The following is a 1,982-nucleotide window of genomic DNA, read 5'->3' on the forward strand; positions in this document are numbered from 1 at the left end:
CCTGCGGCGGAGAGATCGGCGCTGCCGCGCAGCGCCCGCTCGAGCCGGTCCAGGGCACGGGCCGGCTCGGGCCGCTCGCGGGGAGGGCGCGGGTCCAGGGCCTCGAGGGCGCAGGCCCCCGCCGCCCACACGTCCTGGGCGGCGGAGCCGGTGTCCCCCTCGAGCGCCTCCGGGGCCATGAAACCGGGGGTGCCGTGGACGAGGCCCGTCTCGGTCAGGCGGATGTCGCTCTCGTGCAGCGCGATGCCGAAGTCGGCGAGCAGCAGGTGCGGTGCTCCGAGGCCGGTGCTGTCCAGCAGCAGGTTCGCGGGCTTCACGTCGCGGTGCACCCAGCGCGCCTCGTGCATCGCCGCGAGCGCGTCCAGCAGCTGGCGCAGCAGATGCGCGACGAGGGAGGGGGAGAGGGGACCGTGGTCGGCGACGGCGCTCGCCAGGGTCCCGCCGTGCACCAGCGGCATGACCAGCACGATCGTGTCGTCCTCGGCGACCCAGGTGTAGGGCGGCAGCAGATGGGGGTGTGCCCCGATGCCGCCCGCGGCCTGCTCACGCACGAAGCGGAGCACCTCGGCGCCGTCCCGCTGGCGCATCACCTTCGCGGCGCACACCGCGTCGAAGCGACGGTCCACGGCGCGCCACAGGGAGCCGGAGGCGCCCCGGGCGAGGGGTTCGAGCAGCGCGATGCGGCCGGCGATGACATCGGACATTATGGTGGTCATGCTAGGGCACCCCTCCCCGCCCCGCGCCGCCCCGCGACTGCTCGCGGCAGGCGGCGCCCTCGTGCTCGCCGTGCCCGTCCCGCCCGCGCTCGCCGGTCCGGTCCCGGAGCTCCCGCTGCTGGCCGAGGGGGAGCCGCCCGCGATCGCCTACGCCGCGCAGGGCCCCGAGGTCTCCGGCGGCGCGTCCCTCGCCGAGGCCCCGTCTCTAGAGCCCGGGCTGCACCGGGACGTCCTCGAGCGCGGCGGCGCCGAGAGCGGCGAGGACGGCACCGTGAAGTACTACCGGATCGCGGTGGAGGACGGCCAGCGGGTGCATGCCGCGGCGACCGTCGCCGCCCCGCCCGTCGCAGGCGGTCTGCCCGAGGAGAGCACGCCGCTGACCCTCGACGTCTCCTTCCTCACCGCCGGCGGCGAGGCGTGCGACGACACGGGCCGCACGGACGTCGGGGAGTCGCAGGAGGGCGACGGTCCGATCACCACCACCGCGGTCTCCGGGGCGATGGGACCCGACGGCTGCGCGGGCGAGGAGCTGTTCGTGAAGGTCGCTCGGGAGGGGCCGAAGGACCGCGAGGACCCGCTGCCCGTCGAGCTCCAGCTCGCGGTGCAGCCGGCCGGCCTCGGCGGCGGCGCCCCCGCTCTCGAGGAGCCGCTCGAGGACGATGGCGCCCGGCCCGTCGCCCCCGAGGACCCGGCGCCTCTCGAGCCCGGCCGCTCGATCGCGGACGCGACCGAGGTCGCCCCGGGCTCGCACGTGCTGGAGCTCGTGCCCGGGGAGACCGCGCTGCTGCGCCTCGAGGTGCAGGAGGGTCAGCGCCTGCGCTGGCGCACGGAGGTGGTCTCGGGGCCCGAGACGGGCGCCGGCCAGATCTCGGTGCGGGTCCTCGACGCCGTCCGCTCGCCGGTGACGGTCGGCGGCGGACTCACGGGGATCGGCGCGCCCGGCGAGGTCCGAGGCGGCGGGATGGCCGCCCCGGTCGACCTCGGCAATCGCTCCTCGGACGACGACGCGATCCGCTCCGCCTGGCTGCCCGGCACGCACACCATCCAGCTGCACCGCCTCCAGCACGACGCCGCCGACGACGCCGAGGGCGGGGCGCCGGTGCGGATCATCCTCACCCTCGAGGTGGAGGGGGAGCCCGCGGAGGACGCGGCGGACGGCACCGTGCTCGAGCTCGGCGACGTCGGCACCTCGGGGCGCTGGGACCTGACCGGCAGCGAGGGCGTCGGGCGGGTGCTGCGCCTCGCCGGCGCCGGGGTGCTGGGCGT

2 protein-coding genes are annotated in these 1,982 nt (G+C 77.0%); one reads left to right on the plus strand and one right to left on the minus strand.

Annotation, left to right across the window (positions count from 1 at the left end; genetic code table 11):
* Positions 1–716 (minus strand): serine/threonine-protein kinase (locus HMPREF3159_RS12050; RefSeq protein ID WP_141748204.1); only part of this gene is annotated, 716 nt, incomplete at its 3' end.
* Here HMPREF3159_RS12050 and HMPREF3159_RS12055 point away from each other — a divergent pair.
* Positions 715–1,982: hypothetical protein (locus tag HMPREF3159_RS12055; protein WP_141748205.1), on the plus strand; the 1,268-nt coding region annotated here is incomplete at its 3' end. The genes HMPREF3159_RS12050 and HMPREF3159_RS12055 overlap by 2 nt on opposite strands.

The sequence above is a fragment of the Brachybacterium sp. HMSC06H03 genome (genome assembly GCF_001807385.1).
Taxonomy (GTDB): Bacteria; Actinomycetota; Actinomycetes; order Actinomycetales; family Dermabacteraceae; genus Brachybacterium; species Brachybacterium conglomeratum.